The organism is Rhizobium oryzicola (genome assembly GCF_030504645.1).
In the GTDB taxonomy this organism is placed as follows: Bacteria; Pseudomonadota; Alphaproteobacteria; order Rhizobiales; family Rhizobiaceae; genus Neorhizobium; species Neorhizobium oryzicola.
In genome coordinates, this window is record NZ_JAUKWQ010000006.1 from 35,452 (window position 1) to 62,212 (window position 26,761).

Genomic DNA, 26,761 nt, shown 5'->3' on the forward strand with positions numbered 1-26,761 from the left:
GTCGTTACCAGTGAGGATCCACGCTTGCGGAACTGATTCCGGTGAACTGGATGCCCTCCGTCGTCAGTGTTTGTACAGCAATCTTGATTTCCATTTCGGTAGGTACGTGGGTCGCATCCACCTTGTTGAGGAAGTTGGCTCCGTATCTGGTTGCCCAGGATCCGGAGTAGCCTAAGATCTCTGGCGGGGTGTCCAATTCCGCTGTGAACTTCTGTGCGGTTGAAGACTTAGCATCCAGCGATAACTTGTCCTGGTCTGATGCAGATGCTGCCATTGCCAGAGCAACTTGCGAAACGGTTGCCCCCGAAGCCAGTTTTTGAACCCAGTAAGATTGGCCGCTTTCATCAGGATTTCGGTTGAATAGGCTCTGGTAAAGAGTCTTCACGATGTCGGTGTTCGACAGGCCGGCATATCGCGCCTTGAACTCATAGGTTTGCGAGAGATCGGGAAGACCAGAAAGATCCGTGCCATCTTTGGTCAAGGTGCGAAACCATTGCGATCCGGTGGGGTCGGCAGGTCTGCCTAGTAATGCGACAAACAGCGTCGATATGTTCACGGCGAGTGTTCTCCCCAGCAAGGAGTACAATACTATCCGACCTCTCTCCTGATTGAAGAGAATTCGCCTCCGTATCCCCAGATTGAATTCAGTGTGAAAATCTTACGCGGGAAGCAGGGAACCCGGATAGGTCCCAGTATCCGGGTCCGTGTTGTTACCCTCGCCCAGTTCCCGCTGCATGAAGATGGTGTCCAGCCATTGCCCATGCTTGAAGCCGGTGCCGGTCATGGTGCCAACCATGCGGAAACCGAGGGCCGAGTGGAGACCTGCCGATGCGGGGCTTGCGCCACCGATGACAGCCACCATCTGACGAAAACCAAGAGCCGTGCAGCGCTCCACCAGTTCCCTCAGAAGCAGCTTGCCGATACCGCGGCCTTGTGCTGAGGGCGCCAGATAGATCGAGTCCTCCACCAGCCAGCGATAGGCCGGGCGCGTCCTGAAGGCGGAGGCATAGGCATAGCCCAACATCTGCCCGTTCTCGCTTTCCGCCACGATATAGGGGTAGCCCTTGTTGATGATACCTGTGAAACGATCAGTCATTTCCGCTTCGTCCGGTGGCGTCAGCTCATAGCTCGCGGTGCCGTTCAGCACGCTATCCCTGTAAATGGTTGTAATGTTGGGAATGTCTGAGAGGGAAGCGTTGCGAAGGTGAATGGTCATGAAGGCTGGCCCGCAAATTCTATGTCTCACGCATAGGCCTAGGGCTCTCACCCTACAAGCAGGACCTGCAACGAGGCACGGAAAAAAGCAACACCATGAAGGTTCAACGAGCGCTGTGAGAGCTCTCCCAGACTGGCGTTCAGTATGATGATGACTTTGCGGATAACGGCAATGATGACGATGGTTTGCGCGGCCCAAGTCCCGCCACTTCACGCATCGTTTCGACGGTGGTGCAACCACCATGAAGATAACCAAGGCCGGAACATATATCCGATGTTCCGGCCCTAATGCATAAGGAAGCCGCGGATTTCTCACTAGCGGCTTCGGTATTGCAGACGATTACGGCTTACTTGCCGAGATTGCGCTTGGCGAGCGTGCGCAAGCGCAGCGCGTTGAGCTTGATGAAGCCGGCAGCATCCTTCTGGTCATAGGCGCCCTGGTCGTCTTCGAAGGTCACCAGCTTGTCGGAGTAAAGCGACTTCTCAGATTCGCGACCGGTAACCATGACATTGCCCTTGTAGAGCTTCAGCGTCACTTCGCCTTCCACATGCTCCTGGCTCTTGTCGATCAGGGCCTGCAGCATTTCGCGCTCCGGCGAGAACCAGAAGCCGTAATAAATCAGTTCGGCGTAGCGCGGCATGATCTCATCCTTGAGGTGAGCTGCACCACGGTCGAGTGTGATCGATTCGATCGCACGGTGTGCGGCCAGTAGGATCGTGCCACCGGGGGTTTCGTAAACGCCGCGGCTCTTCATGCCGACGAAACGGTTTTCCACGAGATCAAGGCGACCGATACCATTGTCGCGGCCGTAATCGTTCAGCTTGGCCAAGAGCGTTGCCGGCGACAGGCGTTCGCCATTGATGGAAACGGCATCACCCTTTTCAAAGCCGATCTTGATGACCGTTGCCTTGTCGGGGGCAGCCTCCGGAGAGATCGTGCGCATATGCACATATTCCGGAGCTTCCTGGCTCGGATCTTCCAGAACCTTGCCCTCGGAAGAGGAGTGCAGGAGGTTCGCATCGACGGAGAACGGCGCTTCGCCCTTCTTGTCCTTGGCAACAGGGATCTGGTGCTGTTCCGCGAAGTTCAGGAGGTCCGTGCGGCTCTTGAACGACCAGTCGCGCCAGGGGGCGATGATCTTGATATCCGGGTTCAGCGCGTAAGCGGAAAGCTCGAAGCGAACCTGGTCGTTGCCCTTGCCGGTCGCGCCGTGGGCAATCGCGTCAGCGCCGGTCTTCTTGGCAATCTCGATGAGGTGCTTGGAAATCAGCGGGCGAGCAATGGAGGTGCCGAGCAGGTAGACGCCTTCATAGACGGCGTTGGCGCGGAACATCGGGAAGACGAAATCGCGGACGAACTCTTCTCGGACATCCTCAATGAAGATCTCCTTGATACCCAGCATCTCGGCCTTCTTGCGGGCCGGCTCGAGTTCTTCACCCTGGCCGAGGTCGGCGGTGAAGGTCACGACTTCGGCGCCGAGTTCGGTCTGGAGCCATTTCAGGATGATGGAGGTGTCGAGACCACCTGAATAGGCAAGCACGACCTTCTTTACGTCTTTCGGAAGAGCCATTTCTAAACGTTCCGTCTGGAGAATACGGGTTCCCCTGAACCCGCTGCAAGTCTTGGATCGCGGCACTTTTAGCGAGTTTGTCGAAAGGCGCAAGGGTAGCAACGACGCGGTTCGGCAGTTGAAAGTGGGGGGCGTCTGCCCATATCCTCCGCGACCTCGAAACCAGAGACTGGAGGAGTTCAGCTCATGACTGTTCAACACCCCGCCCTTGTCAAAGGCCATGTGGCCGTGATCACCGGTGCCGCCTCCGGCATTGGATTGGCCGCCGCCAAGGCCTTCGCACAGCTGGGATTGTGCGTTGTCCTTGCCGATCTGGATGGCGAGAAGCTTTCCGCAGCGGCGCAGGACGTCGCTGCCCTTGCCGAAGGTGGTGAGGCTGACGTCGTGGCAATTAGCACCGATGTCTCGCGCCTTGACGAATTGGAGGCTTTGGAACGCGCGGTTCTGCAGCGATTCGGCCGCGTTCACGTGCTGATGAACAATGCCGGCATCCAGCCTGGCAGCAGCCTGTTCGGGCCGCAGATCAATTGGGATAATGTGCTGGCCGTCAACCTGATGGGCGTGATCCATGGCACGCGCGTCTTTGCGCCCAACATGATAGCCCATAAGGATGCGGCGCTCATCATCAACACCGGCTCCAAACAGGGCATCACAACGCCCCCGGGTGACCCCGCCTACAATGTCTCCAAGGCAGGCGTGAAGGCGTTCACCGAAGCGCTGGAGCACGAGCTTCGCAATACGGAAGGCTGTCAGGTGACATCGCACCTGCTGATCCCCGGCTTTGTCTATACCGGCCTGACCGCCAATGGCCGCACGGAAAAGCCGGCTGCCGCCTGGACGCCGGAACAGACGGTCGATTTCATGCTGACGAGCCTGGAGCGGGGCGACTTCTACATTCTCTGCCCAGACAACGATGTCGACCGCAAGACTGACGAGCGCCGCATTCTCTGGGCCGCAAACGACATTATCCAGAACCGCCCGCCGCTGTCGCGCTGGCATGCAGAGCATGCGGATTCAGCCAAGACCTTCATTAGCCAAAGAGACTGATTGGCAAAGGCGAAGCACCAAGATAAGTCTCGGAGATAACTGCATCTCCGAGACGCCGCCATGGATTTTCTGCCGAGCCTTCCGACCTTTCTTGCCTTCAGCGTGGCGATCCTGCTTCTGGCCATCACGCCCGGGCCCGACATGACGCTGTGGATCAGCCGATCTCTTCGTGACGGGCGATCGACTGGCCTCATGGTGCTGGCCGGCACCAGCTTCGGCATCTCGATCCACACGCTTCTGGTGGCCTTTGGCATCTCGGCGCTGATCGTCGCTTCGCCCACGGCCTTCCTGCTGCTGAAGACCGGTGGCGCAGGCTATCTGCTCTGGCTGGCCTTCCAGGCAATCCGGCACGGCTCGAACTTTGTTGTGAAAGCGGATGGCGAGGCCTCAGCATCGCGTGCGGATGCCTTCGTCAACGGCTTGTGGGTCAATCTTCTGAACCCGAAGGTGATCATCTTCTTCATGACTTTTCTGCCGCAATTCGTGACGGCAGACGATCCGCATGTTACCGGCAAGCTGATCTTCCTGGGCCTCTGGTCGATCATCCTGTCACTGCCGATCGGGTTCGGCATCATATATGGCGCGGATTTCCTGTCCGGCTGGCTACAGGCCAACAGAAAGATCCTGCGCGGCATCGACTACACCTTCGCCGGTGTCTTTTCGATTTTTGCCGTCAAGATCCTGATGACCCAGTCGCGCTGACATCACTGTTTTCCGCATAGCTCCGCTGCGTTCGCGGCACTTTAAAAATATATAGTTTCTATTCAAACTATTTTGATGGAAACTAATTCTGACAATCTTCGCTTCTGTTTCGGCGCAGAACTCGTGGTGATCGCACGCCGCTGGCGGCAGTTTGTCGACCAGCATCTGGCCGCCAGCGGGCTGACCGATGCGAGCTGGACGCCGCTGATTTACATTGCCCAAAATGGCGACGGTCTTCTCCAGAAAGATCTGGCGGCCCTCTCCGGCCTTGATGTGTCCAGCATTGTGCGCCTCATCGACATCCTTGCCGCAAGAGGTCTCGTGGAGCGCCGTGCGGACGAGACGGACAGAAGAGCGCGCAGGCTCTACCTCACAGATCTCGGACGCCAGAAGGCCCACGAAATCCAGCAGCAATTGCATCACATCGAAGCAGCCATGCTGCAGGACGTGTCGGATGCCGAGATCAAGTCTGCGCTTTCCTTGATTGCAAGGATCGAAGCCAGGCTTTCCGATCTTAAAAACCCGACAGAGGACGAGCCATGACCTTGAACGTCGAAACCCTTTTGTCCGGGTTTGATAGACAAAGGTTGTTATTCTGTGGCCGCACGGCGATTGCGGGTTGCCTTGCGATGCTGGTGGCGTTCGCGCTCGGCCTGCACCATCCGCAATGGGCGGCCATGACCATTTGGGTCGTCGCTCAGCCCACACGCGGGCTTTGGCTGGAAAAAAGCCTGTCGCGCATTGCCGGCACCCTGATTGGAGCGGGTATCGGGACTTTGATGGTGCTGTTCCTCTCGTCCAGCCCGCCCTTACTGCTGGTGTGTCTTGCCCTGTGGATCGGGCTCTGCGCCACAACCGGCAACCTCCTGCGCGGACCTTTGTCCTATGTGACATTGCTTGCCGGCTATTCCGCGGCCATGATTGCCATGCTGGATCATGACAATCCGGACCTGGTGACAGGACTTGCGCAGGACCGCATTCTGACCATCCTCACCGGCGCTGCGATTTCCACGCTGACCGGTCTGCTCTTCACGCCGAAGAGCGCGGAAAGTACCTTGCATCATCGTATCCGGCTGATGGTTGAAACCGTGACCGCGCATGTCATGGACCCCGCAACATACGCCATGGCTCGGGAGAAACGGGCCGCCATTCTGTCGGAGCTGGCTGCAATCGACGAAAGCCTTGAGGTTCAATTGGCAGGCAAGGTCGGCATGGCAGCCAGAATGCGCGCCGTGCGATCCGTGCTCGCCGCGGCCATGGATCTCCTGCTGTCTGCACCCGAAGACGGACATTTTCATCACCATGGGGTATTGCCTGCTGCTGTCGAGGCTGGCCCGGAACCAGAGGCCGTTGCGCCCTCATCGCAGCCGGACATGGCCCGCCGAATGGCAAACCTGCAGATGGCCTGGCAGGCGCTTGAGCAGGCCGGCGAACTGGAGGCACAGGGCATTCCCTCTCTCCACCTGCACCGCGACTGGATCGGCGCTCGCCAGGCCGGATTGCGCGCAGCATTTTCTGTCCTCGGCGTCGGGGCTGTCTGGCTGTTGACCGATCTCGCCATTGGCCCCTTCATGGTCATGGGCACCGCGATTATGACCAGCCTGTTTTCAACCTTTGACCACCCCGCACGCATCATGCGTTTCGGCATTGCAGGCACGATCGCCGGGGGAACAGTTGCGACACTCGTTCGGCTTTTTGCCATGCCGTTGGCCGAAAGTGAGCTGACGATGGTTCTGATGGTGATGCCGGTCATTTTGATCGGCGCTTTGGTGATGAGCCACCGCAAGTCCATGTTTTCCGGAATGGATTTCAACATGGTCTCGCTGCTTCTGCTTGGCCCGGCCTTTCCGGCGCATATTCAGCCTGCCGATGCTGTGGCACAGGCCATGTCGGTGGTCGTGGGACCGGTTGTGGCGCTCCTGGCATTCACCTATGCTTTCCCCGTGCACCCACAGGGCCGAATGCGACTTATCATTCGCATGATCGTGCACGACCTGCAGCATATGGCCGGCACCGGGACGATTGCTCCCCGGCGCGTCGAGATGTGGCGTGCGCGGCTCTATCACCGCATCCTGCGCCTCATTCGATGGGCCGAGAAAACCGGCGGCATGACAGTCCTTGCGGCGGAAGGTGGGCTTACAGCCCTTCGACTTGGCGAAGCCGTGACCTATACGCGAAGCCTGCTGTCAAACGATGCGGCACCGCCCGCGGTCAAGCGGGCCGGGATGGCATTCCTGAAGAGCGTGGAAAAGCTGCAGGAGCAGCCAGTCCGGACGGCGAACGCGCTCGAAAGGCTGGAAAAGCGCCTTGCGCTCAGCGATCTCGGCGGCAGCGGGTCGTTAATTGCGGGGACGGCTTCCCGTCTGGCATCCAACGAAGCATTTTTCCGTCAGGGATGACGACTGAGGCGTTGAGCCTCAGTCGTCATCCTCACCATGGCCGGCGATCATCATAGCCTCGAAGGCCAGACGCTCGGTCTTGCGCATGCGCTCCGATTCGGATTTCAGCTGCCCGCAGGCGGCCAGGATATCGCGGCCACGCGGCGTGCGGATGGGCGAGGCATAGCCGGCCTGGTTGATGAAATCCGCGAACTTCTCGATCGTCGCCCAGTCGGAGCACTGGTAATTGGTGCCGGGCCAGGGGTTGAACGGGATCAGGTTGATCTTGGCGGGTACACCCTTCAACAGCTTGATGAGTTCCTTGGCATCCTCAAGGCTGTCGTTGACATCCTTCAGCATCACATATTCGAAGGTGATGCGCCGCGCGTTCGACAGCCCCGGATAGTTGCGGCAGGCTTCGATCAATTCCTTCAGCGGGTACTTCTTGTTGATCGGCACCAGCATGTCGCGCAACTCGTCACGCACCGCATGCAGCGAAATCGCCAGCATCACACCGATCTCATCGCCGGTACGATAGATTTCCGGCACCACGCCTGACGTGGAGAGCGTGACGCGCCGCTTGGAGAGCGACAGGCCATCGCCATCGGTCGCAATCAGAAGCGCCGTCTTCACATGGTCGAAATTGTAGAGCGGCTCACCCATGCCCATCATCACGATGTTGGTGACCTTGCGGTCGCCGGTGGGAACGAAGGCACCGGGCGGCGTATCGGTGCCCGGAAAGTCCCCCAGGCGATCGCGTGCCAGAAGCAGCTGCGACAGGATTTCTTCCGCTGTCAGGTTGCGCACCAGGCGCTGTGTGCCGGTGTGGCAGAAGGAACAGGTGAGCGAACAGCCGACCTGGCTGGAAATGCAGAGCGTGCCGCGGCCTTCTTCCGGAATATAGACTGTCTCCACTTCGACGGGGCGACCGGCACCGCGCGGCGGAAAGCGCAGCAGCCACTTGCGCGTGCCATCGTTCGAAACCTGCTCTTCGACAATTTCCGGCCGGGCGATGGTGAAATGCTGTTTCAGCATTTCACGCATGTCCTTCGCCACATTGGTCATGGCATCGAAATCGGAAACGCCGCGGATATAAAGCCAGTGCCAGAGCTGGCTCACACGCATGCGCACCTGCTTTTCGGCTACGCCCTTCGCCCGCAAGGCCTCGCCCATCTCTTCGCGCGTCAGCCCGATCAGCGACGGCTTGCCCGACATCAGGTCAGGGCTTGCCACCAGAGGCTTCTTCACGGTGTCCGCCATCGATGCGGCTTCCAGAACAGACATGTGGAGCGATCCTATTCAAACGGCTGTGCATTGCGGCAAGATGCCGGCAAGTCTTCTCGGTATGGGTGAAATGCGTATCGCAGCAAGCAGGCGCAAGAGCCAGGCTGCGTGTGCCGGGCCATTTAGCACCAAACGGCGGCGCCGTCACCCCCAACGCAAAAAGCCGGCGCAAGGCCGGCTTCAAAGGAAAGAGACGGAAACCGTTACTTGCAGGTTTCGATCTTCTTCAGCGCCTGGGCAAGGCCGGCAAGAGAATAGGAATAGGTCGTGCCTGTACCGCGCAGGGATGTCGCCTTCACCGTCAGGCTGGAGCCCGTCTTCATGGCTGCAACGAGGGCCGGCTCCTGGGCGGCATTCTCGACCCAGGCCGCCTTGTCCTTGACGAACATCACGAAGTTCTTCTTGTCGATGGTAACATTCACCTTCGAATCCGGCTTCAGCTGATAGCCCATCATCGCCTGCGGTTCGTAGGAGATGTTCTGGCCGGGACGCTGCGAGACGATGAAGAAGACATCACCGTGGTCAACGCTTGCCGGTTCCTTGCTGGTGGGAACGGAGAGCACATAGCACACGGTGCTATTGCCGGACTTGTAGGAATAGGCGCCCCAAGCCTTGAACTGCTCGATTCGCGTCGGGGACTGGGCCGAGGCAAGTGCGGCGCTCGCAAGGAGGAACGTCGACGCGATGGCGATCTGTCTTACAAACATGGAGTGTCCTGCCAGTTTATCATTCAACGGCCGACCGAATGGCCCAGACGGGCTTGGTCGCGATCCATTCGATTTTGAAGCATGTTTGGTTACCAAACCATGAACGGCGGCACCAAGACACGGAACACGCGTGGCAAAAAGTAGAGCCCAATCGAAGAGGCGCCTCCTGTATTGCAACGATGATCCGGTAAAACGATCAATGAGCGGAGGATTAGGGCAAGAGTTTGTCCTGAAATGATGCGGCCGTCAGCCCCGCTTCAAACGCTCGACGTCTGGCCGCTTTGCGATCCATCGCCTTCGCCGGAAAGCGCAAGGTCGGCAGCATCATAGTGGCTGTCATCGATATGCGACTGGATCATGCGGAACGCCATGGCCAGGACAGCCACGTCATCGGTGAAGCCGACGAAGGCAAAAACGTCAGGAATCACATCGAGCGGCATGACGAAATAGGCGAGCGCAGCCAGCAGGATGCCCCGCACACGACGCGGTGTCTTGGGGTCCATTGCACAGTAATAGGCAGCAACGAGGTCACGGCTGAACGGGACATAGCCAACGGCGCGGCGGAAAGTCGGCCAGAATTTCGAACGCACCTGGCGTTCCTGACGGCTCTGCTTTTGATCGTCACCGGGGGTCAGAATTTCGCCAATCTTCACATCATCCATGGGATACCTCCATGCGCGGAAAACCGCACAAAGTCCCATATGGTTCCGCCTTTGGCAGGCTTCAACCTCTTGGGGCAGCCGCCGCATCCATTGCGCGGGCAAGCTTGATATCGCGCACTGTCAGCCCGCCCGCATCATGCGTCGTCAACGTCACGTCGACCCGCGAATAGACATTGCTCCATTCGGGATGATGATCCAGCTTTTCAGCATACAGAGCGCATTCGGTCATGAAACCAAAGGCCTGCCGGAAATCGGAAAAGCGGAAGCGCTTGCTGAGCTTCAGGCTGTCTTCCGAAAGGTGCCAGTCATCGAGTTCGGCCAGACCTTCGGCAAGCTCCTCCGGCGAAAGTAAGGGATCACGCATTAGGACCGGCCTTAGAGCAGGGTTTCACCGTGGAGATCTGCGCCCGCATAGCTCCCCACCGGCTCGCTGAGCGGGAACACCTCTTCCGTAAGGTAAGGGCCGCCGCCGACGGATTCCTTGGAAGACAGAAGCACGAAACGGGAAACCGTAAACGGCATCGTGTGGAAATTGCCCCTGCTGGAAAGATACTCCACCACATCATCGAGACGGGAGGATTTAAGCCGCGCCAGGGTCACATGTGGCGTAAAGCGGCGTGGGTCCGGTGGAAGCCCGATTCGCTGACAGATCCGTTCGATCTCCCCCTGCAGCGCGTTCATGGCAGGAGAGGGAGAAACGCCGGCCCAGACCGAATGTGGTTTCTTGGAACCGAAGGAACCGATGCCGGTAAGGCTGATCTGGAATTCCTCGCGATCGATGCGATCCAGCCGATTGACCACCTCATCCGCGGTTCGACCATCGACGTCGCCGATGAAGCGCAAAGTGATGTGATAGTTTTCGACGTCGATCCATCGCGCACCGGGAAGCCCACCCCTCAGCAGGGAAAGGCTCAAGGCTGCATTGCGCGGAATTTCGAGGGCGGTGAAAAGTCTCGGCATGGCGACCTCCTCGAATCTCTTGATCCGTCAACAGCGGACCATGCAATGGAGTTCCGTGCAAGTCTTTATTTTTGCGGAGCAACAATAGTGCGCACGAAATTTTCCACGACAGGCAGAGAATGAGCAACCATGACGGCGACACCCTTCGCATTGGGATGCATGCCATCCTCAAGCTGAAGATCCTTTTGCAGGACAACGCCATCCAGGAAAAACGGATAGAGCGGCACCTGATATTTCTCAGCCAGCCGCTTGTAGAGACCGTTGAACCGCTCCGCATAATCGCCACCCATGTTCGGCGGCGCGAGGATGCCAGCCAACAAAGCCGGGATCTTCCGCTCCTTTAGCCGGCTGAGGATCGCATCGAGATTCTTTTCCGTCTGTTCGGGCGAGATGCCGCGCAGGGCATCGTTGGCGCCCAGTTCGACGATCACGCCTTGCGTGCCATCGGGTATCGACCAATCCACACGCGACAATCCGGCAGACGTGGTGTCACCGGAAACGCCCGCATTGGTGATCGTCACGTTCAGCCCCTTTGCCTTCAGTGCGGCTTCAAGCTGTGCCGTGTAGGATTCGTTCGGGGCGAGCTGGTAGCCCGCCATCAGGCTGTCTCCGAAACCGACGAGCTGTACCGCCGGCGTTTCAGCACGCGCGGCAGAAATGGTAAGCGCAAGCGAAGCAATGACAATCACGTGAGAAATGGCGTCTTTGAATTTCATCAGGGCGTCCCTAGATTGTGGCTGTTCCGCTGAAGCGGCGGACAGAAATGCCGAAGTCATCTCCAGCTATTAGGTCTTCTCCAGCTATATAGGGATCGCGCCGCGTGACGAACACCATCATAGAACTCCGGAAGGCGGATCTCACCTTGGGAAGTGCCGCGGCATCCGTTCATGTTCTGAAAGGTATCGATCTGACGGTCGGCCAGGGCGAGGCCGTGGGCATCGTTGGCCCCTCCGGCTCGGGAAAATCCACGCTTTTGATGGTGCTGGCCGGTCTGGAACGGCTGGATAGCGGCGAGATCTTCATCCGGAACACGCCTCTTCACGATCTCTCCGAAGACAAGCTCGCTGATTTCCGCGGGCGCAATATCGGCATCGTCTTCCAGTCTTTCCACCTGATCGCCAACATGACGGCACTGGAGAACGTGGCGGTGCCACTCGAACTCGCCAACGTCAAAAACCCCTTCGACATTGCCAAACGCGAACTGACGGCAGTGGGCCTCGGGCAGCGTCTCAACCATTATCCGGGCCAGCTCTCGGGTGGCGAACAGCAGCGCGTGGCAATCGCCCGTGCCCTTGCTCCCTCACCCGCCGTTCTGATCGCGGACGAACCGACCGGCAATCTCGACACCGAAACAGGACGGCAGATCGCCGACCTGTTGTTTGCTAAGCAGGCCGAGCGCGGCATGACGCTGCTGCTGGTCACCCACGACAATAGCCTCGCCGCACGCTGCTCCCGCCAGATCCGCGTGCGGTCGGGTGAAATCGCGGGCGATAGCGCTGGCGAAACGAAGCGCGCCGAGCAGGCTTTCGCATGAGGCTCGCTCTTCCTCGCTTTGAACTTGCCCTTCGGCTGGCATTGCGCGAAATGCGCGGCGGCCTTTCCGGCTTCTATATCTTCCTCGCCTGCATTGCGCTGGGCACCGGTGCCATTGCGGCCGTCAATTCCGTTTCCAAGGCCATCACAAGCGCGATCACCACGCAGGGGCAGACGCTTCTGGCGGGCGATGTTCGCTTCGAGCTGAACAACCGCGAAGCCAGCCCTGATGAACTCGCCTATCTCAAATCACTGGGTCAGGTCGCTGTATCCACCGGGGTGCGTTCCATGGCGCGTCTGCCTGATGGCTCGCAGCAGGCATTAGTGGAAGTGAAAGCGGTGGATGGTGCCTATCCGCTCTATGGTACCGTCACCACCGACCCGCAACAGCCGCTCGATACGCTGCTCGCCAAGCAGGATGACCATTATGGCGCGCTCGCAGCGCCCGTTCTCATCGAACGCCTTGGCCTGAAACCCGGCGATGAGATTCTTCTCGGCAATATCAAGCTTCGTTTGCATGCAACGCTGGCGACCGAACCCGACGCCCTCTCGGAAGGCTTCGGCTTCGCACCGCGCATGATGGTCAGCCGCGAGGCGCTGAAGGCCTCCGGTCTCATCCAGACAGGCAGCCTGGTCGAACATTCCTACAAGATCAAGCTCGACAATCCAGTGACACGCGCAGGCGTCATTGCCGCCGCCAACAAGCAGTTCCCCTCTGCGGGCTGGTCGGCGCGCACCAGTGACCGTGCCTCGCCATCGCTGACGGAGAATGTCGAGCGCTTTTCGCAATTCCTCACGCTGGTCGGTCTGACGGCACTGATCGTTGGCGGCGTGGGCGTGGCGAATGCCGTTCGCGCCTTCCTCGACGCGAAGCGCACGACCATCGCCACCTTCAAATGCCTCGGCGCACCGGCCATGGTCGTGACCCTCATCTATCTCATGCAGATCCTGCTGATCGGCAGCGTCGGCATCATCTTCGGCCTGGCTTTGGGCGCCGCCGCCCCCTTCGCCGCAACCGCCTTCCTGAAAGATGTCCTGCCGCTTCCGGCAGAAGCGACCATCTATCCATCGGCACTGGTTCTGGCGGCTCTCTTCGGCCTGATCACCACCTTCGCCTTTGCCATCCTGCCACTCGGCCATGCCCGCGAAGTTCCGGCGACGGCACTTTTCCGTGAACAGAGTTTTGACCAGAGCCGCCTGCCGCCTTGGCCATACCTGCTGGCCGGTGGCGTTGCACTCGCAGCGCTCGCTGCACTCGCAATCTTTTCTGCGGAAGACCATTTCATTGCCAGCATCTTCCTTGCAGCCGTCGCAGGCGCCTTTGTGCTGCTGCGGCTGGTCGCGGCAGGTATCGCGGCACTCGCACGCCGGAGCCCACGCGTGAACTCGCCGGCGCTGAGGCTCGCGATCGGGAACATTCACCGACCCGGTGCGCTCACCCCCTCTGTCGTGCTGTCGCTGGGACTCGGCCTCGCCCTCTTGGTGACGCTCGCCCTGATCGACGGCAATCTGCGCCGCCAGTTGAGCGGAGAGATCGCCAACAAGGCCCCCAATTTCTTCTTCGTCGATATCCAGGGCAGCGAGCGGGAAGGCTTCCTGAAGACGGTTCAGCAGTATTCGCCACAGGGCGTTGTGACGCAGGTGCCCATGCTGCGCGGTCGCATTCTCGCTTTCAACGGCACGGATGTGACCAAGATGAACGTGCCCCAGGGCGGCCGCTGGGTGCTGCGCGGCGACCGTGGCATTACCTATGACGAAAAAGTGCCATCCAATTCCCGCGTCGTCGAAGGTTCCTGGTGGCCGGCGGATTATACCGGCGAGCCGCTGGTATCCTTCTCAGCGCAGGAGGCACGCGAACTCGGCCTGAAGATCGGCGATACGGTGACGGTCAATGTTCTCGGTCGCAACATCACCGCGAAGATCGCCAATTTCCGGCAGATCGAATGGCAGTCGCTCTCGATCAATTTCGTGATGGTCTTCTCGCCTAATACCTTCCGGGGCGCGCCGCATGCCTGGCTTGCAACGCTGAAGGACCCCGGCGCCACCGCCGCGCAGGAGGGAGCGATCCTGAAAGCCGTCACCAACGCTTACCCGACCATCACCTCGGTGCGGGTCAAGGATGCGCTCGATATCGTTGGCCAGCTCGTGGCTCAGCTGGCCACAGCCATTCGCGCCGCTGCGGCCATTGCTCTCGTGGCTTCCGTCCTGGTGCTTGCCGGTGCGCTGGCATCCGGCAATCGGGCGCGCACGCACGATGCCGTGATCCTGAAGACGCTGGGCGGAACGCGCACAATGCTGATGCGCGCCTTTAGCTACGAATACATGATCCTGGGTTTTGCGACGGCCATCTTTGCGCTCGTCGCGGGCGCCGTGTCCGCTTGGTATGTCGTCGCGCGCCTCATGCGCATGCAGGCAACCTTCCTGCCGGATGTGGCCGTCGGCACGGTCGTCGGCGCCCTGATCCTGACGGTCGGCATTGGTCTGGCTGGCACGTGGCGGATTCTCGGCCAGAAGGCAGCTCCGGTTCTGCGGGAATTGTAAGCCGGGGCAGCAGCACAAGAATACCGGCAACCTCAACCAAGAATTTCGGAAATTCTGCAGATACCTGCGGCATTAAATTTTCGTCATTTTGCGGAATCAACCTTCGCATACTTGAACAAAAGCCCAAGTCTTCGCATATTCCATGCATGCTTGCTGAGGCTCCGCAGCGGCGCACGGGCGGAAAACCCCTGACACCGTAGCAACACCGGAGCTTTTTGAGGAACCAATGGCTGATCCCTACAACTTCCAGAACCGCGCTGCACAGGCTCGTGTGCAGTCGGGCGCGATGATCGATGAGGGCCTTCGCGCCTACATGCTCAAGGTCTACAACCTGATGGCACTTGGACTGGCGATCACCGGCGTCGCAGCGTTCGCGACCTGGCAGCTCGCCGTTCAGGGTGGCCATATCACGCCCTTCGGCGCCGCGATCTACCAGAGCCCGCTGCGCTGGGTGGTGATGCTGGCTCCGATTGCCGTGGTGTTCTTCCTGAGCTTCCGCATCAACCGCATGAGCACGGGTGCCGCTCAGGGCGTATTCTGGCTCTATGCCGCGCTGATGGGCGTGTCGCTGTCGTCGATCTTCCTGGTCTATACCGGCCAGAGCATCGTGCAGACCTTCTTCGTGACGGCTGCTTCGTTCGGCGCGCTCTCGCTCTATGGTTACACGACCAAGCGTGACCTCTCCGCGATGGGCTCCTTCCTGATCATGGGTCTGTTCGGCCTGATCATCGCTTCGATCGTCAACATCTTCCTGGCGTCGTCCGCCATGGCGTTTGCGATCTCGGTCATCGGCGTTCTGATCTTCGCAGGCCTGACGGCTTACGACACGCAGAAGATCAAGGAGATGTATTACGAGGCTGACGACGTTGCCATGACGGGCCGCAAGGCAATTATTGGCGCACTGACGCTCTACCTCGACTTCATCAACCTCTTCATGTTCCTGCTACAGTTCCTGGGCAACAAGGACCGCTAAGTAGCAGCGAAACAGGATACTGATTCAAAGGCGGCTTTCGGGCCGCCTTTTTTCATTCCAAATGTTTCCAGGCGGTGCGGAAGCCGAAGAAGCCGAGAACGGCCATCAACTCCATGATTGGGATGATGGTGCCGAAGGCGGTCAGCGGATCGCTGAGCCATGCGGCAGCAACGCCACCCAGAAAACCGCAGCCCATCTGGATGAAACCCATCAGGGCAGATGCAGAACCTGCAAGTCGCGGATATGGGCTGAGCCCTGCCGTCGTAACGTCCGGGATGATGAATGCCATGCCGAAGGAGCAAAAGCCGACGGGTAGCATGATCGACAGGTAGCTGGGCGCAATCAGATGGGTGGACAGGAAAATCATCAATCCACCAATGCCGACCAATGCCATGCCGAAGCGCAGCGCCTGTCCCGGTCGGAGATGTCTTGACAGCTTTCTCAGTGCCACCGATCCGGCGAAGTAGGAGCCCGTCTGCATCAGCATGCCGGCGCCGAATTGGGCCGGTGTCAGGCCGACGATTTTGATCAGAACAAACGGCAACATGGTGGATTGCGCGTAGAGCGCACCCACATTGCCACCGAGAATGATGGCGGAAAACAAGACACGCATATCCGCAAGCAGCGTGCCATAGGATTTTACCAGTCGGTCCGGACGGATGAGGCTCAAGTCAGGCTTTGCCGTTTCTTTCATGAGGGCGGCAACAGCCAAGGCGCTCGCCAAGCCGAACCCGACCATCAGGAAGAAGACGGACTGCCATCCGAAAGCGGCGAGTGCCAGGCCTCCTATAGTGGGAGCCGCCGCGGGGCCGATGGCCAACACGATGCCGACCATGTTGAGGATGCGAGCGGCTTCTGCCCCGGAGAATTGATCACGGACGATGGCGCGAGATACGGTCACCCCGACGGATGCCCCGATACCCTGCACGAGGCGTCCCGCCAACAGCAGGTCGATGGTGGGAGCCACGACACAAATAATGCTGCCGACAAGGTAGATTGCCAGGAAGGCGAGGGTGGCTGCCCGCCGCCCGAAGGCATCCGAACAGGGGCCCGATATCAATTGGGCGCAGGCAAAGCCTGCGAAATAGAGCGAGAGCGTCAGCTTGATGGCGGCATCCGTCGTGCCAAACGCGTGCACCAGTTCCGGCATGGCAGGCGTGTATATCGCCATGGAAAGCGGGCCGATCATCGTCAGCGTGGCCCCGAGCAAGGTGGTGCGCCGCTCGCTCATTGGGTTGAGGACAGAAGGCGCATCCTGCATCAGACGGCAGCCTCGGAGGCAGGGTCGTCAGCTTGAAGATTCCGGATCACATGCGCCAGCAGGCGGCAGAGCGCTTCTGCATCCTCATCCCCCAGACCCTTGGTCGCCTGGGCCAGCAGGGCGCGCAACTCTGTCCGGATGGCCTCGATCATCGGCATGGACGAATTGGTCAGTCGCACGCGTTTGGCACGTCGATCCACGGGGTCGGGATGTCGTTCGATCAGCCCTTGTGCCTGCAGCTTATCGAGGAAGGTGCATACCGTCATGGGCTCGATCCCCATGCGAGCGGCAATATCCAGCTGCCGGCAGTCCTTCAGTGCATGCACGTTCAACAGTGTGCGCGCTTCCGCTGGCGTAATCCCCAATCCGGCTTCCGAAATGCGCCTTTCGAAAGCTGCACGCAAGTGGCGCGCACTGTCGGTCAACAGGAAGCCGAGTATCTCGATGTCGGATGTTTCAGTCATGATGCCTCAAATCTTGATAAGGCACCCTTACTATCTTCCCTCAAGGAGGCAAATCAAAACTCGGAATATCGATGAAAAGGATTTGGCTGACTGAAGTGGTTCAACTCATGCCGCGATGAAGTTCAACGCGGAAGTCAGACCCGCTGCCCTTCCTTCGTCCCCGACAGCCAGCGCCATCTGCAACTGATCATGATAGAAACTTTGAAAGTCGAAGGGGCTGTTTTCTGATACGGAGGAGAGATCGATCACCCGGCCCGTCGCATCGACGGAGTGCATCGGCAGTTCCTGTGCGAGAACCCGGTAGGTATCCAGATCGATCGTGCCGTTGTTGAAGCTTTGAAGCGCAATATCGCGCAGATCGCGTGGCGAAATGGCTCTAAAGTCGACCTGCGCCGATCGCGTTTCGGGCACCTCAAAGGTGGCGCGCACGTCCGAGGGCAACTCGAACCCGGGGCGCTCGATTTTTGGGGTGCGGGTCAGGTCCTGCTGCAGCAGGCTGCCCGCCCAGTTCACGGAAGTGATTTCCATGGCGATATCCTTCCTCACCGGATACGTGGCGAAGGATAGAGTTTGGCAAATCTGCGTCAATTATTAATAATTGATTAAGATTTCTTGTCGGATGGTCTCGTTCATCTACATCGTATGCTCGCCGTTTTCTGGGCGCATGCTTGCGCTCGATTCTTATCGCCAAAAGGAAAGCTCATGACACAGTCTGCCGCCATCAATTCCGCCCTTGTCGACTGGAGCGGCCTGAACGGCCTTCCGCATTTCGATCGTGTGAAGGATGAGGATTTCCGCAGCGCCTTCGACGCGGCACTGGCGCGCCACGATACGGAGATCGATGAGATCGCCAACAGTGCCGAGGCTCCGACCTTCGCCAATACGATCACGGCGCTCGAAGTGGCGGGCGATGAGCTGTCGCGTGTATCGGCTCTCTTCTGGAACCGGGCTGGCGCTCATACCAACGAGACCATTCAGGCCCTGGAGCGTGAAATCGCGCCGAAGATGTCCCGCCACTATTCCCGCATCGCCATGAACGAAGCGCTGTTCCGGCGCGTGGATACGCTGTGGGACAAGCGAGCGGACCTCGGCCTGACCGGCGAAGAGCTGCGAGTGTTGGAGCGTCACTGGAAGGGATTTGTGCGCTCCGGCGCCAAGCTCTCCAAGGAACAGCAGGAGCGTCTGGCCGTCATCAACGAAACGCTTGCGGGTCTTGGCGCCAAGTTCGGCCAGAACGTGCTGGCGGACGAAAAGAGCTGGTCTCTGATTTTGACCTCTGAAGACGAGTTGGAAGGCGTTCCGCCTTTCTTGCGAGATGCCATGGCGGGTGCGGCACGTGAGCGGGGCGAAAAGGATGGCGTCTATGCCGTCACATTGTCTCGCTCTATCATCGAACCTTTCCTGACGTTCTCCAAGCGTCGGGACCTGCGCGAAAAGGCATTCCAGGCCTGGGTCAGCCGTGGCCACAACGGCGGCGAGACAGACAATATCGCGACCGTGCGCGAAGTGCTTTCGCTGCGCGCCGAAAAGGCCGGTTTGCTGGGCTATGAGAACTTTGCGGCCTATAAGCTGGATGACACCATGGCCAAGAACCCCGCCAATGTGAACGACCTTCTCATGAAGGTCTGGCGCAAGGCGCGCGCCAAGGCGCTGGAAGAAGAGGCGGCACTGTCCGGCCTGATGGCGGAGGAAGGCATTAACGGGTCCGTTCAGCCCTGGGACTGGCGCTACTATGCGGAGAAGCTGCGCGAGCGGATGTTCGACTTCTCCGAATCGGAGCTGAAGCCTTATCTGCAGCTCGAAAAGATCATCGAAGCCTGCTTCGATGTGGCGACGCGTCTGTTCGGCGTTACCATCACCGAAGTCAGGGGTGTCACCGCCTACCATCCCGATGTCCGGGTGTTCGAAGTGCGTGATGCGGACGGTACGCTGAAGGCGATGTTCCTCGGCGATTACTTCGCTCGCCCCTCCAAGCGCTCCGGTGCCTGGATGAGTTCCTTCCAGAGCCAGCACAAGCTGCCGCTGAAGAATGGCGCGACCGGAGAATTGCCGATCATCTACAATGTCTGCAATTTCGCAAAGCCTTCGAAAGGCAAGCCGGCGCTTCTGTCGCTGGATGATGCCCGCACCCTGTTCCATGAATTCGGTCATGGCCTGCATGGCATGTTGTCGGATGTGACCTATCCCTCCGTGTCAGGCACTGGCGTCTCACGCGATTTCGTGGAACTGCCGTCGCAGCTTTACGAACACTGGCTGACCGTGCCGGAAATCCTCACCCGCTATGCCGTGCACTACGAAACCGGCGCGCCCATGCCCAAGGCACTGCTGGACAAGGTTCTTGCCGCCCGCACCTTCAATGCCGGTTTCAATACGGTGGAGTTCACCTCGTCGGCTCTGGTCGACATGGCCTTCCATACGCGTGGCCCGGTGGAGGACCCGATGGCCGTGCAGGCCGAGGTTCTTTCAGAAATCGGCCTGCCGTCCTCGATCGTCATGCGCCACGCCACGCCGCACTTCCAGCATGTATTCTCCGGTGACGGCTATTCGGCCGGCTATTATTCCTACATGTGGTCGGAAGTGCTGGATGCCGATGCGTTCGCGGCCTTCGAGGAAACCGGCAATGCCTTCGACCCTGTCATGGCCCGCAAGCTGAAGAACAATATCTATTCCGTCGGCGGTTCGATCGATCCGGAAGAAACCTACAGGGCCTTCCGCGGCAAGCTGCCGGACCCGGACGCCATGCTGAAGAAGAAGGGCCTTGCCATGGTTCAGGAACTGGCCGGCAGCGACGCCTAAAGAGCGTATTCGCCCCTGCTTTAATTTGAAGATGGAATGGTTTCCATCACAAGAAGTGGGGGGCGAATCGCATAAGAGTCGCATAGATTTCATGCGACTCTCCTAACCGGGAGTTCCTTCGCAGAGGACTTCCGCCATGGCCGCCATCATCAGCGCAGACAACGTCGCCAAGATCTTCCGTCAGCGTGTGCGCCAGCCGGGCGTGCTCGGTGCGTTCAGGGATTTCGTGGCGCCTGTCAGCAAGCCGGTGAAGGCGGTGGATGGCATTTCCTTTGCCATCCAGCCTGGCGAAGCAGTCGGTTATCTCGGGCCGAACGGTGCCGGCAAATCCACCATGATCAAGATGCTGACGGGTATCCTGGCGCCATCTTCCGGCACGGTTACCGTGCTTGGGAGGCATCCGCAGCAGGAGCGGGTGGCCAATGCCCGCGAGATCGGCGCGGTCTTCGGCCAGCGCACGCAGCTCTGGTGGGAACTTCCTCTGTCCGAAAGCTTTGAACTGCACCGGCGCATGTACCGGGTGCCTGAACCGGTCTTCCAGCGCAATCGCGCAGACCTCATCGATATGATGGAGCTCTCCTCCTTCATCGGTCGGCCGGTGCGCCATTTGAGCCTTGGCCAGCGCATGCGCGCGGAAATCGCCATGGCGCTGATGCATGATCCGAAGATCCTGTTTCTGGACGAGCCGACCATCGGTCTCGATGTGGTGGCCAAGGATGTCGTGCGAAAGTTTCTGACCCGCATCAATCGCGAGCGCGGCACGACGATCATTCTCACCACCCACGACCTGCAGGATATCGAGGAGATCTGTCCGCGCCTGATCATGGTGGATGAGGGCAAGCTTCTGTTCGACGGGTCGATTGCCGACCTGCGCGTCACCTTCGGCGCGAAGCGAAGACTGACGCTCGAATTCGCGCATGATCCCGGACATGTCGAGCTTGCCGATGCCGAACCGCTTGCAGGCGAGGGGGCGGTGCGCGAATTTCTGCTGCCGGATGACAATCGCTCCCTGGTGCAATTGATCGGCGCGCTGCCGGCGGGCTCTGATCTGCGCGATGTGCGGCTGCACGAACCTGGGATCGAGGAGATCATTCGCACCCATTACCAATCCAAGGTGCCCGCATGAGTGCCTTCATCGCCTTGGTTCTGGCATCCTTCCGCCGGGAGACCCAGCATCGCCTCCAAACGGCGATGCGGATCATCGGCGGGCTTGTCGAGATCCTGGCACGCATTTCGATCTGGCAGGCGGTGTATGCCGGTCGGGCTGCTGTGGGCGGCATTTCGCTGGATAGCATGATGACCTATGCGCTGGTGGGCGGCACCATTCTCTCCAGCTGGGAAGCCACAATGATCGTGCGCGAAGTGGGGACGACCATTCGGACGGGCGCGATCGGCGCGACCTTGCTGCGCCCTGCCAGCTATCCGCTGATGCTGCTTGCCGAACAGATCGGCGCGCGGCTGTTCGAGTGGGTCATCATCGGCCTGCCGGTCATTGTCGTCATGGGGGCGATCTATGGTCTGCTGCCGCCAGCCAGCCTGCCGCATGGCCTGTTGTTCATCGGCTATCTCGCCGTTTCCATCGCCATCCTGATGCTGACCGGCATCCTCATCGGGCTCTTCTCCTTCTGGGTTTTCGATGCCCATTCGCTCGAATGGTTCATGCGCGGTCTGCTTGCCGTGCTGTCCGGCAGCCTTGTGCCTATCTGGTTCTTTCCGGCAGGGTTTGGCGAGGTCGTGCATTTTCTCCCCTTCTCCTGGATCACCTATCACCCCATGGCCGTCTATCTGGGTCAGCGTGACCTGATGGCGTCGCTGGAATATCTCGTGGGCGGCATTGGCTGGGCAGGTCTGTTGGCGCTGACAGTCGCATTCGTCTGGTCGCGGGCCTGCCGCCAGGTCGTGGTGCAGGGAGGCTGAAGGATGCGAGACACGCTTTCCTTGCTCTTCTACCTCATGCGGCTCAGGGTGCGGACCCGGCTGGAGTTCCGCGCCAGTCTTGTCATTGCATGGGTCGCGCAGGCCTTTGGCTATGCGGGCGTCTTCACGCAGCTCTGGCTGATCCTCACCCGGTTCGAGAATCTCGGCGGCTGGACATGGCCACAGATGGCCATGCTGCTCGGCTTCCATACGTTGGGCTATGCGCTCGGCGCCTGCTTTACCCTGGTGCAGCTGAGGCGCATGGAGGAGATCGTGCTCGGCGGTGAGTTCGATACGCTGCTGGTGCGCCCGATCAACCCTTGGGCCTATCTGGTCTTTTCCGGCTTCAATGTGGAGTATGGCGGGCACATCGTGCTGGGTGCCGGCCTGATCCTCTGGGCGCTGCCTCATCTCGGCCTTGTCTGGACACCCGGAACGGTGTTTCTGCTGGCGGGCGGATTGATCAGCGCGGCGCTCATCACCGCCTCGACCATCACCATCATCAGCGCCTTTGCATTGATCCTGGGCCGTGCGCGCTACCTGTTCGGCCTCTATTTCGACTTCTGGGAGCTGTCGCGCTATCCAGCCAGCATCTTTGCCCCGGCACTCCAGCTCATGCTGCTAACGGTCGTGCCGCTGGGGTACATGGCGTTTGTGCCCGTTTCGGTGCTGCTCGGCCGCCCCGTTCCCTATCTCGGATCGTTCGCGGAAGCGGCGGCGCTGGCTGCCGGGCCTCTCTCCGTTCTCGCAGCCGTGGCCTTCTGGCGTTTCTGCATGAACCGCTATCAGGGAGGTGGGGGGTGAACGCAGGTGTATCCCTCTTAACCCTTCATTCACCCGCCCCCTTTCGCAAATGCGAAAAACAAGCTATGAGCGCCCCAACGAAAATTGGCGCGTTGAGCTCCCGGCGTGCGCCACAGCCCCAGAGAACCAGATATGGCACTTCGCAACATCGCGATCATCGCGCACGTTGACCATGGAAAAACGACCCTCGTCGACGAGCTGCTGAAGCAGTCCGGCTCGTTCCGCGAAAACCAGCGCGTTGCAGAACGCGTGATGGACTCGAACGACCTCGAAAAGGAACGCGGCATCACCATTCTCGCCAAGGCAACTTCGGTGGAATGGAAGGGTGTCCGCATCAACATCGTCGACACCCCCGGCCACGCCGACTTCGGTGGCGAAGTGGAGCGCATTCTCTCGATGGTGGACGGCGCGATCGTTCTCGTCGATAGCTCTGAAGGTCCGATGCCGCAGACCAAGTTCGTCGTGTCCAAGGCGCTGAAGGTTGGTCTTCGCCCGATCGTCGCGATCAACAAGATCGACCGTCCCGATGGCCGCCATGAGGAAGTCATCAACGAGGTCTTTGACCTGTTCGCCAATCTCGATGCCACCGACGAGCAGCTCGATTTCCCGATCCTCTACGGTTCGGGCCGTGATGGCTGGATGAACTTCAACCCGGAAGGTCCGAAGGAAGAAGGCCTTGCGCCGCTTCTCGATCTCGTTCTGAAGCATGTGCCGGAACCGACGGTCGAAGAGGGTCCGTTCCGCATGATCGGCACGATCCTCGAAGCCAACAACTTCCTCGGCCGCATCATCACCGGCCGTATCGCCTCCGGCTCGATCAAGCCGAACCAGGCCGTCAAGGTTCTCGGCCAGGATGGCAAGACTATCGAAACCGGCCGTATCTCCAAGATCCTTGCATTCCGCGGCATTGAGCGTACCGCCATCGAAGAAGCCCATGCGGGCGACATCGTTGCGATCGCCGGCCTCTCCAAGGGCACGGTTGCCGATACCTTCTGCGATCCTTCCGTTACGGAAGCCATGACGGCGCAGCCGATCGATCCGCCGACCGTCACCATGTCCTTCATCGTCAACGACAGTCCGCTGGCCGGCACCGAAGGCGACAAGGTCACGAGCCGCGTCATCCGCGACCGCCTGTTCAAGGAAGCCGAAGGCAATGTCGCGCTGAAGATCGAGGAAGCGGAAGGCAAGGATTCCTTCTTCGTGTCCGGCCGCGGCGAATTGCAGCTTGCCGTTCTGATCGAAACCATGCGCCGCGAGGGCTTCGAGCTTGCCGTGTCGCGTCCGCGCGTCGTCATGCATAAGGACGAAGCGACCGGCCAGACCATGGAGCCGATCGAGGAAGTGGTCATCGACGTGGATGAAGAGCATTCCGGCGTCGTTGTGCAGAAGATGTCCGAGCGCAAGGCCGAAATGACGGAACTGCGCCCCTCCGGTGGCAACCGCGTTCGCCTGAAGTTCCTGGCACCGACCCGTGGCCTCATCGGCTACCAGTCCGAACTGCTGACCGACACGCGCGGCACGGCGATCATGAACCGCCTGTTCCACAGCTACCAGCCGTTCAAGGGCGCGATTGCCGGCCGCAACAACGGCGTTCTCCTGTCCAACGGTTCGGGCGAGGCTGTTGCCTATGCCATGTTCAACCTGGAAGATCGCGGCCCGATGATCATCGAGCCGGGTGAGAAGGTCTATCAGGGCATGATTATCGGCATCCACAGCCGCGATAACGACCTGGAAGTCAACGTGCTCAAGGGCAAGCAGCTCACCAACATCCGCGCCGCCGGCAAGGATGAAGCCGTGAAGCTGACCCCGCCGATCCGCATGACGCTCGACCGTGCGCTCTCCTGGATTCAGGACGACGAGTTGATGGAAGTCACGCCGAAGTCGATCCGTCTGCGCAAGATGTATCTCGACCCGAATGATCGCAAGCGGTTCGAGAAGGCGAAGATCGCCTGACGCACGAAGTCGCGTTGTAGTATCGAGACCCCGGCTGAAAAGCTGGGGTCTTTTTCTATGGCGCTTGGTATAACGCACCTGATGCCTTGTCGCTTTCATTAAAAAAGCGTTAATCTGTCTTTCGCGGTGTTCGAAGCATGATCGCTTCGAAGCTGCCCAAAGTTTCCACCTTGGAAGCCTTGGATCAGCGGCGGCGAGAGCAGAGTATTGTCATGAAGACCCTATCCATCGACGTCAGGCGAGCTGAAGCCTCTGATGCACGCGCTATTTCCGAAGTGCATCGCGAGGCATGGACCCAAGCCTATGCGGGTCTGATCCCGCACAAGGCGTTGACGCAGATGCTGGAGCGCCGTGGCGAAGCCTGGTGGCGCCGTGCGACGCGTGGCCCTGCAACGCTGCTGGTGCTGGATGTCGCAGGCACGATTGCCGGCTATGCGACGATTGGATTGAACCGCGCCCGTGCGCTGCCGCAGGATGGCGAGATCTATGAAATCTACCTGCGTCCGGAGTTTCAGGGCATCGGCCTTGGTCGCCGCCTGTTCGGCGAAACGCGCAGACTTTTGAAATCGCTGGGCTGCAATGGCCTTGTTCTCTGGTGCCTGGAAGACAGCGAACATGCGACCCGCTTCTTCCGCCGCCATGGCGGTCTTGATCTTGCGGAAGGCATGGAAGACTTCGACGGCGTGAACCTGCGCAAGATCGGCTTCGTCTGGCCCTGAGACGACCCTTCAAGCCCGTCTTTCCGCTCGTCAGCCGGTTGGCTGATGTTGCATTGCATCCAGATTCCCAGTATCGAGGCGGCACCTTTCAACGCTATCGGGGAAGAATATGCGTATCGATGCAATCAAGGTCGGCAAGAATCCGCCGGAAGACGTCAACGTGATTGTCGAGGTGCCGATCGGCGGCCACCCGATCAAGTACGAGATGGACAAGGACGCCGGCGCCCTCATCGTCGACCGCTTCCTCTATACGCCGATGACCTATCCGGGCAATTACGGCTTTGTGCCGCATACGCTCTCCGACGACGGTGATCCGATCGACGTTCTCATCTGCAACACTCGTCCTCTCGTTCCCGGTTGCGTCATCAATGTTCGCCCGATCGGCGTGATGCTGATGGAAGACGATGGCGGCAAGGATGAAAAGATCATCGCCGTGCCGGTTCCGAAGCTGACGCGCCGTTACGACAAGGTCGAGAACTACACCGACCTGCCCGAAATCACACTGAAGCAGATCGAGCATTTCTTTGAGCACTACAAGGATCTGGAGCCCGGCAAGTGGGTGAAGATCGGCGGCTGGCAGGATGTGACGGTTGCCAAGAAGCTGATCGTCGAGGCGATCGAGCGCTTCAACGCGCAGAAGTAATCAGCGCTTCCAGTTTGGATATCAGATCCTCCGGCTCGCCTTCGATCCGGAGGATTTTTTTGCGCGCCGTTTCACCCGAGACGAAGCTGATCGAGGATTTGGGAACGCGAAGCGCCTTTGCCAGAAGCTGGATCAGCGCCTTGTTGGCCTTTCCATCTTCGGGAACAGCGGTCACCCGTGCTTTCAGGAAGATATCGCCATCCGCCGACTGCTCGGCGCCATCCACGCCGTCGCGCGATGCGTTGGGCGTCAGCCGCACGGTCAGTCTGACATGATCGGCGAAAGCGGAATAGGGGATTATCGCAGCACCGCCGGCACGATCGTCGTCCACATCAGCGAGCGGATGAAGAAGATGATCAGCAGCAGGATGACCGGCGAAATATCGATACCACCCAGGTTCGGCATGATGCGGCGGATCGGGCGCAGTGCCGGCTCCGTCAGGTTATACAGCATGGTGCCGATCGAATTGACGACCTGGTTGTGAGAATTGATCACGTTGAACGCGTAAAGCCATGAGAAGATGGCGCTGGCGATAAGCACCCAGGTATACAGGTTCAATGCCAGGTCAATCGTCTGAAACAGCGCGAGCATTCATATCTCCATTTCTCGGTTGACAGACATGTAGACATTG

At 59.5% G+C, this 26,761-nt stretch carries 28 protein-coding genes; 14 read left to right on the forward strand and 14 right to left on the reverse strand.

Going from position 1 to position 26,761, the window contains the following annotated elements:
• Positions 1-4 precede the first annotated feature (4 nt).
• From Q2T52_RS18000 to Q2T52_RS18010, 3 genes are all read right to left on the reverse strand, one after another.
• Positions 5-556, reverse strand: coding sequence for a DUF4214 domain-containing protein (locus Q2T52_RS18000; protein ID WP_302078203.1), 552 nt, complete (start codon positions 554-556; stop codon positions 5-7).
• Between the two features lie 102 nt (positions 557-658).
• Positions 659-1,216: a GNAT family N-acetyltransferase gene (locus Q2T52_RS18005; protein ID WP_302078204.1), complete on the reverse strand. Its 558-nt coding sequence runs from the start codon at positions 1,214-1,216 to the stop codon at positions 659-661.
• A 346-nt stretch (positions 1,217-1,562) separates the two neighbouring features.
• Complete coding sequence (locus Q2T52_RS18010; protein ID WP_302078205.1) at positions 1,563-2,786, reverse strand: argininosuccinate synthase; 1,224 nt, start codon at positions 2,784-2,786, stop codon at positions 1,563-1,565.
• A gap of 186 nt (positions 2,787-2,972) precedes the next feature.
• Here Q2T52_RS18010 and Q2T52_RS18015 point away from each other — a divergent pair, with 186 nt between their 5' ends.
• The 4 genes from Q2T52_RS18015 to Q2T52_RS18030 all read left to right on the forward strand — a co-directional run bounded on the left by Q2T52_RS18015 (position 2,973) and on the right by Q2T52_RS18030 (position 6,934).
• Positions 2,973-3,833, forward strand: a complete 861-nt coding sequence (locus Q2T52_RS18015) for an SDR family NAD(P)-dependent oxidoreductase (protein ID WP_302078206.1) — start codon at positions 2,973-2,975, stop codon at positions 3,831-3,833.
• A 60-nt stretch (positions 3,834-3,893) separates the two neighbouring features.
• Entirely contained in the window at positions 3,894-4,535 is a 642-nt protein-coding gene (locus tag Q2T52_RS18020) for a LysE family translocator (RefSeq protein ID WP_302078207.1), read from the forward strand.
• Between the two features lie 75 nt (positions 4,536-4,610).
• The gene (locus tag Q2T52_RS18025) at positions 4,611-5,078 is read left to right on the forward strand and encodes a MarR family winged helix-turn-helix transcriptional regulator (protein ID WP_302078208.1); all 468 of its coding nucleotides are present in this window, start codon (positions 4,611-4,613) and stop codon (positions 5,076-5,078) included.
• On the forward strand, positions 5,075-6,934 hold the full coding sequence (locus Q2T52_RS18030; RefSeq protein WP_302078209.1) for an FUSC family protein: 1,860 nt from the start codon (positions 5,075-5,077) through the stop codon (positions 6,932-6,934). The genes Q2T52_RS18025 and Q2T52_RS18030 overlap by 4 nt, the downstream gene beginning before the upstream one ends.
• A gap of 18 nt (positions 6,935-6,952) precedes the next feature.
• On the opposite strand, the gene rlmN is transcribed toward Q2T52_RS18030, so the two are convergent.
• The 6 genes from rlmN to Q2T52_RS18060 form a co-directional block, all read right to left on the reverse strand.
• A complete protein-coding gene (gene rlmN, locus Q2T52_RS18035; protein WP_495677195.1) occupies positions 6,953-8,173 on the reverse strand; it encodes a dual-specificity RNA methyltransferase RlmN in 1,221 nt (406 codons plus the stop codon).
• Positions 8,174-8,400: 227 nt separating this feature from the next.
• Positions 8,401-8,904 carry an invasion associated locus B family protein gene (locus tag Q2T52_RS18040; protein WP_302078211.1) on the reverse strand — a complete coding sequence of 168 codons (504 nt, stop codon included), beginning with the start codon at positions 8,902-8,904 and terminating at the stop codon, positions 8,401-8,403.
• Between the two features lie 257 nt (positions 8,905-9,161).
• Positions 9,162-9,566: a YkvA family protein gene (locus Q2T52_RS18045; protein WP_302078212.1), complete on the reverse strand. Its 405-nt coding sequence runs from the start codon at positions 9,564-9,566 to the stop codon at positions 9,162-9,164.
• Between the two features lie 61 nt (positions 9,567-9,627).
• Positions 9,628-9,930: a 4a-hydroxytetrahydrobiopterin dehydratase gene (locus Q2T52_RS18050; protein ID WP_302078213.1), complete on the reverse strand. Its 303-nt coding sequence runs from the start codon at positions 9,928-9,930 to the stop codon at positions 9,628-9,630.
• 11 nt (positions 9,931-9,941) lie between these two features.
• Positions 9,942-10,526 carry an RNA 2',3'-cyclic phosphodiesterase gene (gene thpR / locus Q2T52_RS18055; RefSeq protein WP_302078214.1) on the reverse strand — a complete coding sequence of 195 codons (585 nt, stop codon included), beginning with the start codon at positions 10,524-10,526 and terminating at the stop codon, positions 9,942-9,944.
• Between the two features lie 65 nt (positions 10,527-10,591).
• Positions 10,592-11,242, reverse strand: a complete 651-nt coding sequence (locus tag Q2T52_RS18060; protein ID WP_302078215.1) for an arylesterase — start codon at positions 11,240-11,242, stop codon at positions 10,592-10,594.
• Positions 11,243-11,346: 104 nt separating this feature from the next.
• Between Q2T52_RS18060 and Q2T52_RS18065 the strand changes: the two genes are divergently transcribed.
• The 3 genes from Q2T52_RS18065 (at position 11,347) to Q2T52_RS18075 (ending at position 15,573) form a co-directional block, all read left to right on the forward strand.
• A complete protein-coding gene (locus Q2T52_RS18065) occupies positions 11,347-12,060 on the forward strand; it encodes an ABC transporter ATP-binding protein (RefSeq protein WP_302078216.1) in 714 nt (237 codons plus the stop codon).
• A complete protein-coding gene (locus tag Q2T52_RS18070) occupies positions 12,057-14,600 on the forward strand; it encodes an ABC transporter permease (RefSeq protein WP_302078217.1) in 2,544 nt (847 codons plus the stop codon). Before Q2T52_RS18065 ends, Q2T52_RS18070 begins: the two co-directional genes overlap by 4 nt.
• 226 nt (positions 14,601-14,826) lie before the next feature.
• Positions 14,827-15,573 carry a Bax inhibitor-1/YccA family protein gene (locus tag Q2T52_RS18075; protein WP_302078218.1) on the forward strand — a complete coding sequence of 249 codons (747 nt, stop codon included), beginning with the start codon at positions 14,827-14,829 and terminating at the stop codon, positions 15,571-15,573.
• Positions 15,574-15,625: 52 nt separating this feature from the next.
• Here Q2T52_RS18075 and Q2T52_RS18080 read toward each other — a convergent pair whose 3' ends face one another.
• From Q2T52_RS18080 to Q2T52_RS18090, 3 genes are all read right to left on the reverse strand, one after another.
• Positions 15,626-16,834: a multidrug effflux MFS transporter gene (locus tag Q2T52_RS18080; RefSeq protein ID WP_302078219.1), complete on the reverse strand. Its 1,209-nt coding sequence runs from the start codon at positions 16,832-16,834 to the stop codon at positions 15,626-15,628.
• Positions 16,834-17,298, reverse strand: a complete 465-nt coding sequence (locus tag Q2T52_RS18085; RefSeq protein WP_302078220.1) for a MarR family winged helix-turn-helix transcriptional regulator — start codon at positions 17,296-17,298, stop codon at positions 16,834-16,836. Before Q2T52_RS18085 ends, Q2T52_RS18080 begins: the two co-directional genes overlap by 1 nt.
• Positions 17,299-17,403: 105 nt before the next feature.
• Positions 17,404-17,826 (reverse strand): hypothetical protein, encoded by a 423-nt coding sequence (locus Q2T52_RS18090; protein ID WP_302078221.1) that lies wholly within the window; start codon positions 17,824-17,826, stop codon positions 17,404-17,406.
• A gap of 174 nt (positions 17,827-18,000) precedes the next feature.
• On the opposite strand from Q2T52_RS18090, the gene Q2T52_RS18095 reads away from it, so the two are divergent.
• From Q2T52_RS18095 to ppa, 7 genes are all read left to right on the forward strand, one after another.
• A complete protein-coding gene (locus Q2T52_RS18095) occupies positions 18,001-20,094 on the forward strand; it encodes a M3 family metallopeptidase (protein WP_302078222.1) in 2,094 nt (697 codons plus the stop codon).
• Positions 20,095-20,230: 136 nt separating this feature from the next.
• The gene (locus tag Q2T52_RS18100; protein ID WP_302078223.1) at positions 20,231-21,220 is read left to right on the forward strand and encodes an ABC transporter ATP-binding protein; all 990 of its coding nucleotides are present in this window, start codon (positions 20,231-20,233) and stop codon (positions 21,218-21,220) included.
• Positions 21,217-22,011, forward strand: coding sequence for an ABC transporter permease (locus tag Q2T52_RS18105; protein ID WP_302078224.1), 795 nt, complete (start codon positions 21,217-21,219; stop codon positions 22,009-22,011). Before Q2T52_RS18100 ends, Q2T52_RS18105 begins: the two co-directional genes overlap by 4 nt.
• 3 nt (positions 22,012-22,014) lie before the next feature.
• Positions 22,015-22,815, forward strand: a complete 801-nt coding sequence (locus Q2T52_RS18110; protein WP_302078225.1) for an ABC transporter permease — start codon at positions 22,015-22,017, stop codon at positions 22,813-22,815.
• A 132-nt stretch (positions 22,816-22,947) separates the two neighbouring features.
• Complete coding sequence (gene typA, locus Q2T52_RS18115; protein ID WP_302078226.1) at positions 22,948-24,768, forward strand: translational GTPase TypA; 1,821 nt, start codon at positions 22,948-22,950, stop codon at positions 24,766-24,768.
• Between the two features lie 212 nt (positions 24,769-24,980).
• A complete protein-coding gene (locus Q2T52_RS18120) occupies positions 24,981-25,487 on the forward strand; it encodes a GNAT family N-acetyltransferase (protein ID WP_302078227.1) in 507 nt (168 codons plus the stop codon).
• A 109-nt stretch (positions 25,488-25,596) separates the two neighbouring features.
• Positions 25,597-26,130 carry an inorganic diphosphatase gene (ppa, locus tag Q2T52_RS18125; protein WP_302078228.1) on the forward strand — a complete coding sequence of 178 codons (534 nt, stop codon included), beginning with the start codon at positions 25,597-25,599 and terminating at the stop codon, positions 26,128-26,130.
• On the opposite strand, the gene Q2T52_RS18130 is transcribed toward ppa, so the two are convergent.
• Positions 26,114-26,461 carry a DUF167 domain-containing protein gene (locus Q2T52_RS18130; protein ID WP_302078229.1) on the reverse strand — a complete coding sequence of 116 codons (348 nt, stop codon included), beginning with the start codon at positions 26,459-26,461 and terminating at the stop codon, positions 26,114-26,116. The two genes, ppa and Q2T52_RS18130, sit on opposite strands and share 17 nt — an antisense overlap.
• Complete coding sequence (locus Q2T52_RS18135) at positions 26,428-26,721, reverse strand: YggT family protein (protein WP_302078230.1); 294 nt, start codon at positions 26,719-26,721, stop codon at positions 26,428-26,430. Before Q2T52_RS18135 ends, Q2T52_RS18130 begins: the two co-directional genes overlap by 34 nt.
• Positions 26,722-26,761 lie beyond the last annotated feature (40 nt).